The sequence below is a fragment of the Neisseria sp. P0007.S010 genome (genome assembly GCF_051962875.1).
Taxonomy (GTDB): domain Bacteria; phylum Pseudomonadota; class Gammaproteobacteria; order Burkholderiales; family Neisseriaceae; genus Neisseria; species Neisseria subflava_A.
Genome location: NZ_JBQCUX010000022.1, coordinates 1 through 8009, shown reverse-complemented (window position 1 = coordinate 8009; position 8009 = coordinate 1). Strand labels below are relative to the sequence as shown.

The window sequence follows — 8009 nt, the reverse complement described above, 5'->3', positions numbered from 1 at the left end:
GTTAAAGACAATGGCAACGGCACTCACACTGTAACCATCACTGATGGCGAAGGTAATACCACTACTACTATCGTTAAAGACGGTAAGAACGCTGAAGCCGAAGTTAAAGACAACGGCAACGGTACTCATACTGTAACCATCAAAGACGGTAACGGTAATACCACTACTACCATCGTTAAAGACGGTGCAACTGGCGCTACTGGTGCAACTGGTGCAGATGGTAAGAATGCTAAAGCCGAAGTTAAAGACAACGGCAACGGTACTCACACTGTAACCATCACTGATGGTGAAGGTAATACCACTACTACTATCGTTAAAGATGGTACAGCTGCAGCTAAGGGTGATACCGGTGCTAAAGGTGAAGACGGTAAGAATGCTAAAGCCGATGTTAAAGACAATGGCAACGGCACTCACACTGTAACCATCACTGATGGCGAAGGTAATACCACTACTACTATCGTTAAAGACGGTAAGAACGCTGAAGCCGAAGTTAAAGACAATGGCAACGGCACTCACACTGTAACCATCAAAGACGGTAACGGTAATACCACTACTACCATCGTTAAAGACGGTGCAACTGGCGCAACTGGTGCAGATGGTAAGAATGCTAAAGCTGAAGTTAAAGACAACGGTAACGGTACGCACACTGTAACCATCACTGATGGCGAAGGTAATACCACTACTACCATTGTTAAAGATGGTACAGCTGCAGCTAAGGGTGATACCGGTGCTAAAGGTGCAGATGGTAAGAATGCTAAAGCTGACGTTAAAGACAACGGCAACGGCACTCACACTGTAACCATCACTGATGGCGAAGGTAATACCACTACTACCATCATTAAAGACGGTAAGAACGCTGAAGCCGAAGTTAAAGACAATGGCAACGGTACTCACACTGTAACGATCAAAGACGGTAACGGTAATACCACTACTACCATCGTTAAAGACGGTGCAACTGGCGCTACCGGTGCAACTGGTGCAGATGGTAAGAATGCTAAAGCCGAAGTTAAAGACAACGGCAACGGTACTCACACTGTAACCATCACTGATGGCGAAGGTAATACCACTACTACCATTGTTAAAGATGGTACAGCTGCAGCTAAAGGTGATACCGGTGCTAAAGGTGAAGACGGTAAGAATGCTAAAGCCGAAGTTAAAGACAACGGCAATGGCACTCACACTGTAACCATCACTGATGGCGAAGGTAAAACCACTACTACCATCGTTAAAGACGGTGCCAAAGGTGATACCGGTGCAGACGGTAAGAATGCCAAAGCCGAAGTTAAAGACAACGGCAACGGCACTCACACTGTAACCATCACTGATGGCGAAGGTAATACCACTACTACCATTGTTAAAGATGGTACAGCTGCAGCTAAGGGTGATACCGGCGACAATGGTAAGTCAGCTGAAGCTGAAGTTACACGTGATGATGCTAAAGGTGAAACCACTATCACTGTTAGAAACCTGGATAAAGATGGTAAAGTCATCGGTACCACTTCTGAAGTTGTGAAAGATGGTAAGAACGCTGAAGCTAAAGTTGAAACTACAGCTAAAGGCGAACATACTGTAACCATCAAAGACGGCAACGGTAACACCACTACCACCATCATTAGAGACGGTAAAGATGGTAAAAACGGTAAAGATGCTGACGGCACCTTCGGTTTGCGTGATGAAGAGAACGCTGAAATCACCAAACCGCTGAATAACACTATTCAGATTAAAGGTGGGGATACTATTACAGTTGACGGTCAGAATCTGGGGAAAAACGTCTCCGTTAAGAAAGACGGCGATGCGCTGAAAGTCAGCATGAACCCTGATCTGCACGTTAATAGTGTTACTACTAACGAACTGAAAGCAGGTCCTGTAACCATCAACCAAGGTGGTATCGATGCCGGCAACACTACTATCCAAAATGTTGCTCCAGGTAAGAAAGGTACCGATGCAGTTAACGTTGACCAGCTGAACCAAAAATTCGGCGATGTGAACAGCAATGTGAACAAGGTTGACAACAACGCCCGCGCAGGTGTGGCTCAAGCTCTGGCTACTGCCGGTCTGCCACAAGCTTACTTGCCAGGTAAGAGCATGCTGGCTATCGGTGGCGGTCACTACCGCGGTGAAACCGGTTACGCTGTCGGCTTCTCTAGCATCTCCGATGGTGGTAACTGGATCATCAAAGGTACTGCTTCCGGCAACTCACGTGGTCACTTCGGTGCTACCGCAGCAGTTGGTTACCAATGGTAATCTGACTTTCAGACGGCCTGAAAAGGCCGTCTGAAAAGACAAAGCAAAGTAAATGCGGCCTATTTAGGCCGCATTTTTTTATGCTTAGATTATGTGTTGGGTTTATTCGATGAATTAATCATCATAGTAGCCAAAGAGAAATGAATATATCTTTAGCAGTCTGTTGTAATTTAAAAGGCCGTCTGAAACATCATTTGATGTTTCAGACGGCCTTTCATTTATTCGCACGATATGGCATTAGTCCCAAATATTTGCGCGTTCGACTTCTTTCCATGCGTCTAGAATCAGGCTGCCGTCGTTGTCTTTCAGCAAAGCGGCATCTGAGAGCATACGGCGCCAAGTGCGGGCATTTTTTAGGCCGTGCATCAAGCCCAGTGCATGGCGGACGATGTGGCGTAGGATGGTGCCGCGCCCTGAGGCGATTTGTTCGCGGCTGTATGCGTATAGCCAAGCTGCTAAATCTGCGTATTGGATTGGTGCGTGTGTGTCGTTGTAAAACAGTACATCCCAATTGCGCATCAGCATTGGATTATGATAAGCCTCGCGCCCGATCATGACCCCATCGACAAATTTCAGATGTTCGGCGATTTCTTCGTTGGTGGTGATGCCGCCGTTAATCAAAATTTCCAAGTCGGGAAAATTTTGTTTTAAGCGATAGACGTATTCATATTTGAGTGGCGGGACTTCGCGGTTTTCTTTCGGGGATAAACCGTCTAACCAAGCATTACGCGCATGGACGATAAATGTGCGGCAGGCTGTTTTTTTGTGTAATGTTCCCACAAAATCTGCTACGACTTGATATTCTGTTTGTCTGTCTACACCGATGCGGTGTTTGACCGTCACCGGAATTTCAACTGCATCCTGCATCGCGTTCAAACAATCTGCCACCAAATCTACATCATTCATCAGGCAAGCGCCGAAAGCGCCTTTTTGAACGCGTGGGCTGGGACAGCCGCAATTTAGGTTGACTTCATTATAGCCATACGCTTCAGCCGCTTTGGTAGCGATTGCCAAGTCATGCGGATCTGAACCGCCAAGCTGTAAAGCTACCGGTTGCTCGCCTTCGTTGAAACTCAAAAAGCGGTCTTTATCTCCGTAAACCACCGCGCCTGAATTGACCATTTCGCTATAAAGCCAGGCATTGCGCGTAATTTGTCGCGCCATAAAGCGATAGTGTCGGTCTGTCCAATCGAGCATGGGTGCAACAGACAAGCGGTGGGAAGGTAGGGAAGAAGCAGGCATTGAGATGGCTTTCAAACAAAATAATGCATTATATAGTGTATCAAATTGACTTTCGATATTAGCAGTAAATCAAAATGATATATAAGGTGTTGTAGCTGAGGCTAAATCCATTCATGGTGGTGGAAATCCAATATTCAGACGGCCAAATAAGTTTTAAAATGTCAAACAACAAACCATTAGAATGATAAGGAAAAAAACATGGCACAATTTTTCGCCATCCATCCCGATAATCCCCAAGACCGCCTCATCAAACAAGCCGCCGACATTGTCCGCAGTGGCGGCGTTATCGTTTACCCTACGGACTCCTGCTACGCGCTGGGTTGCAAACTCGGTGACAAAAACGCGATGGAGCGCATTCTCGCGATTCGTAAAATCGATCAAAAACACCATCTGACCCTGATGTGTGCCGATTTGAGCGAATTGGGGACTTACGCCAAAGTAGATAATGCCCAATTCCGCCAGCTCAAAGCAGCTACGCCCGGCAGCTACACCTTTATCTTGCAGGCAACCAAAGAAGTACCCAATCGCACGCTTCATCCCAAGCGCAAAACCATCGGCCTGCGTGTTCCCAATAACGCTACTGCCTTGGCGCTTTTGCAAGAATTGGGCGAACCTATTTTAAGTTGCACCCTCATGCTGCCCGAAGACGACGAGCCATTGACCGATCCATACGAAATCCGAGACTGTCTTGAGCATGCTGTTGATTTGGTTATTGATGGTGGCTGGTGCGGTACTGAGCCGACGACGGTTATCGATATGACCGATGGTACCGAGCTGATTCGTCAAGGCAAGGGCGATATTGCCGTATTCGGTTTGTAAAACCACCCGCGTTTGTATAAGTAGGGATATGCGTGTTCTTTCTATTATGTATTAAAAGCATATTGCCGATTTTATTGATAGCTTAAAAACCAAATTATTCAATGTAAGTAGTTGTTCAATATCATTTCATTAAAGGCCGTCTGAAACATTTCAGACGGCCTTTTTCTTTCGTTTTTTAATAAATAATATTTTAAATAATTGGCATATGAGTTGCATGATTACTGTACTTGCTTATGACTTGTCAATGGAATACAACAAACCGCTTATCAATAGAAACATGGCTGAAACCCTTTTGATGATTGGTTTTTTGGTTGAAAGCCGTAATTTCATTTAGAAATTAAAGATAATCGGTTGATATTTCTGACTAGCGGATATTTTAGTAAGTATGAAATACTATTTCATTTCGAGATAGTGAAAGACCTAAATTTCGTCTTAAAGTGACAATAAACGTCAGCTCGAAGCAAGCATTTTGCAGGGAAATCCTCCGCAATAGATTTTTTAAAGTAGCGTCATGCTCACGCCTACGCTTTTACTCATCATAAAAAGAGAAAGACACACTAATGAATAAGATATTTAAAGTCGTTTGGAACCGTACGATTCAATCTTTCGTTGTAACGTCCGAATTAGCCAAAGGCCGTGTGAAATCGTCCGCAGAACAAAACAGTACAGATGTATCTGCCGAATCCGGTAAAAATGGTATTGCGACAGTTTTCAGATTGACAGTAATTTCGGCAGCTCTTTTGGGTGCAGGTAATTCGTATGCGGCAACTGCTCAACAAGGAAAAATTGCGGTTGATCCTCCGACCAGTGCTACTGCGGTTAGTGGTGCAACAGCGACCGGTATTGGTGCCCTGTCAGTAGGAGCATCAGCCAATGCTACGGCTAATGGTGCAGTTGCGGTAGGTACGAGTGCAAATGCAACACATAATAACAGCCTTGCTGTTGGTACAAATGCCAAAGCTACTCAAAATCATGCTGTTGCGATGGGTGCAGATACAAGTGCAAGTAGTTCAAATGCAACAGCGATAGGTAAAAGTGCCAATGCTGTTTCTGCAGATTCAACAGCATTGGGTGCAGATTCCAAAGCAAATGGTACGCAAGCGACAGCGGTAGGTAAGAATGCTCTTGCCAACAATGTTAGTACTACAGCGCTTGGTAATGAAGCTCAGGCTTATGGTATTGGCTCAATGGCTTTGGGTAAATCCAGTACATCAAGAGGTCAAGACGGCATTGCGATTGGCAGCGGCAGTCAGGCTGCAGCCAATGCGCAAAATGCCATTGCAATCGGTACCAATGCAGTGGGTTATCAAAGTGAGTCTATCGCTATAGGTAATTCAACCCAAGCTCAAACTGGAAACACCATTGCCATCGGTAAAAGTGCAGTGGCAAATTCTCCAAGTTCGGGTAGTGCGCTATCAAGTGCTATTGCACTTGGTGCAGACGCGAATGCAACCGGCCTTGGTACGATTGCTATTGGACGTGCATCTGGGGTTCTTTCCCAAAACATTATGCACCCGGGTTTAACTCACAATAATATTGCTATTGGTAATACGGCTCGAGTAGGCGATTCAAGTAGTCCTAAGATAACTCAGGCTATTGCTATTGGTTCAGGTAACCGTGTCGATGCACAGGGCAGACCTGAGGGCGCGTGGGCAAAGGGTGACCAATCTATTGCGGTTGGTGGTAATGTTGTAGCTGAGGGTAATTCATCTATCTCGGTGGGTGGTGATGACCTTGATAGTGTTGGTGGTACCCAATATTCAGGCAGCGCAACGGACAAATTCATCAAATACAATGCCCAAGGTGCGAAAGTTGGTGAATATGCGCTACGTGGTAAAAATCTGCGGGATATCTATAAAGAAATGACCGGAGATACAATGAATAGCGGGGTTTATGGTAATACCATTGCCGGTCAAGGTTCTGTTGCATTGGGTGTGCAGTCTAACTCATCTGCCGATTTATCTTTGGCTATTGGTACTAAATCTCAGGCGACTGCTTTTGGCGGTGTAGCTTTGGGTACAGGTGCGAAGGCTACTTTGCTGAACTCTGTGGCTTTGGGTACGGCTTCTAAAACTGATAAAGAAGGTCAGGCATACGTTCAACGCGAAATCATGGGTGTGACCTACACTTGGGCAGGCGGTCAAACTACCGATGCCGGTGATGTTGTGTCTGTCGGTTCTCAAGGTTACGAACGTCAAATCATTAATGTATCCCCCGGCGATATTTCCGCTACCTCTACTGATGCAATCAACGGCTCTCAACTTTATGGCGTATTGAATGCGCTTGAACGCGTTCGTTATTTTTCTGTTAAGTCAGAAGAAGGCAAAACTGACGGTACGAAAAACTGGAATAATGATGGCGCAAAAGCAACCAATTCGATTGCCATCGGACCAAATGCAGCAACAAGCACTGGTGCGACGGGTAGTGTTTCTTTAGGTCATAATGCCAACGTACTTGGTTCGTCTTCTGTTGCTGTTGGTCCAAATGCAACGGTAACTTCTGGAACTGTTGGCGCTGTTGCCTTAGGCTCTAATGCCAATTCCCGCGGTACAGGTTCTATCGCCATAGGTTTGAATACAGAAAATAATTACAATTACTCTGTAGTCGTCGGTGCCCACAGTAGAGCCAACTACGAAAATGCAACCGTTGTCGGTGCAAGGGCAGCGGCACAAAATAACGGTACGGCAATGGGCTATTTGTCAAATGCAGTCGGTGATGATTCTGTTGCAATCGGCCATCAGGCACAGACAACGCAAGCTTATTCTATTGCCATTGGTAAACAGGCAAACAGTTCAGGCCTTTATTCCACCGCTATTGGTTCCTCAGCCCAAGCTGCCGGGCAGAATAGTTTTGCCGGTGGTAATAATGCAAAAGCGACTGGAAGCGATTCAGTTGCGTTGGGTAATGGTGCGACGACTACGATCGGTAGCTCTGTTGCATTGGGTAATGGTGCTGTTGGTACCGCCAATAATTTTGATGCAACAGCTAAAAATGCGACATTCAAAAACGATAGCGGTGCTGCGACCAATGTCAGCTATGCTGCTTCTTCATCCTCTAAAACAGGCGCGGTTTCTGTAGGCAGCGCAGGCAATGAACGCCAAATTCACAATGTTGCCGCAGGCCGTATTTCCGCCACTTCAACCGATGCAGTTAATGGTAGCCAACTGTACACAGTGATGAACAATGTTGGACACAATATCCAACAAAACGGTACAGACAAATCCCGTATCAATAACAACGGTACAGTCAACTACGCTAATGGCAACTTGACGACCGTTGCAGTTACCGATGGCGAGAATGCATCAAAAGTTCAAATCAACGTTACTCAAGGCACATTGTCTGTCAATAATAATGGCACAGTGTCCGCACCGACTGCCGGTGTAGCGACTGCCGGCGATGTAGCCAATGCCATCAATAATGCCAAAACTACAACCAAGGTAGCGGCAGGCAGCAACGCGCATGTCAATAAGACAACTTCAGGCAAAGAAACCACTTATACCGTCAGCGCAGATAAAGCAACGGTACAAGTTTCCAATGCTTTGAATTTGACCTCCAATGCTACAACTGCAGCCGATGGTGCAGTAACAACTGATTACAGTATCGATCTCGCTCAAAGCACTAAAGATAACATCCAAAAAGGCGTAGATGCCAAAACCGCCGTTGACAGCAAAGGCCTGACCTTCAACGGCGACAGCGGCAGCACC

4 protein-coding genes are annotated in these 8009 nt (G+C 45.9%); 3 read left to right on the top strand and 1 reads right to left on the bottom strand.

The annotated features are described in order from the left end of the window. A partial coding sequence (locus ACTHR7_RS10625; protein ID WP_440370788.1) for a YadA family autotransporter adhesin occupies positions 1-2244 on the top strand: 2244 nt, incomplete at its 5' end. Positions 2245-2481: 237 nt separating this feature from the next. Here ACTHR7_RS10625 and dusA read toward each other — a convergent pair. Then, complete coding sequence (gene dusA / locus ACTHR7_RS10620) at positions 2482-3486, bottom strand: tRNA dihydrouridine(20/20a) synthase DusA (RefSeq protein WP_440370789.1); 1005 nt, start codon at positions 3484-3486, stop codon at positions 2482-2484. 198 nt (positions 3487-3684) lie between these two features. Between dusA and ACTHR7_RS10615 the strand changes: the two genes are divergently transcribed. Both ACTHR7_RS10615 and ACTHR7_RS10610 read left to right on the top strand, forming a co-directional pair. Then, complete coding sequence (locus tag ACTHR7_RS10615; RefSeq protein ID WP_107811117.1) at positions 3685-4305, top strand: L-threonylcarbamoyladenylate synthase; 621 nt, start codon at positions 3685-3687, stop codon at positions 4303-4305. A 560-nt stretch (positions 4306-4865) separates the two neighbouring features. After that, the coding region (locus tag ACTHR7_RS10610) for an ESPR-type extended signal peptide-containing protein (protein WP_440370787.1) at positions 4866-8009 on the top strand (3144 nt) is incomplete at its 3' end.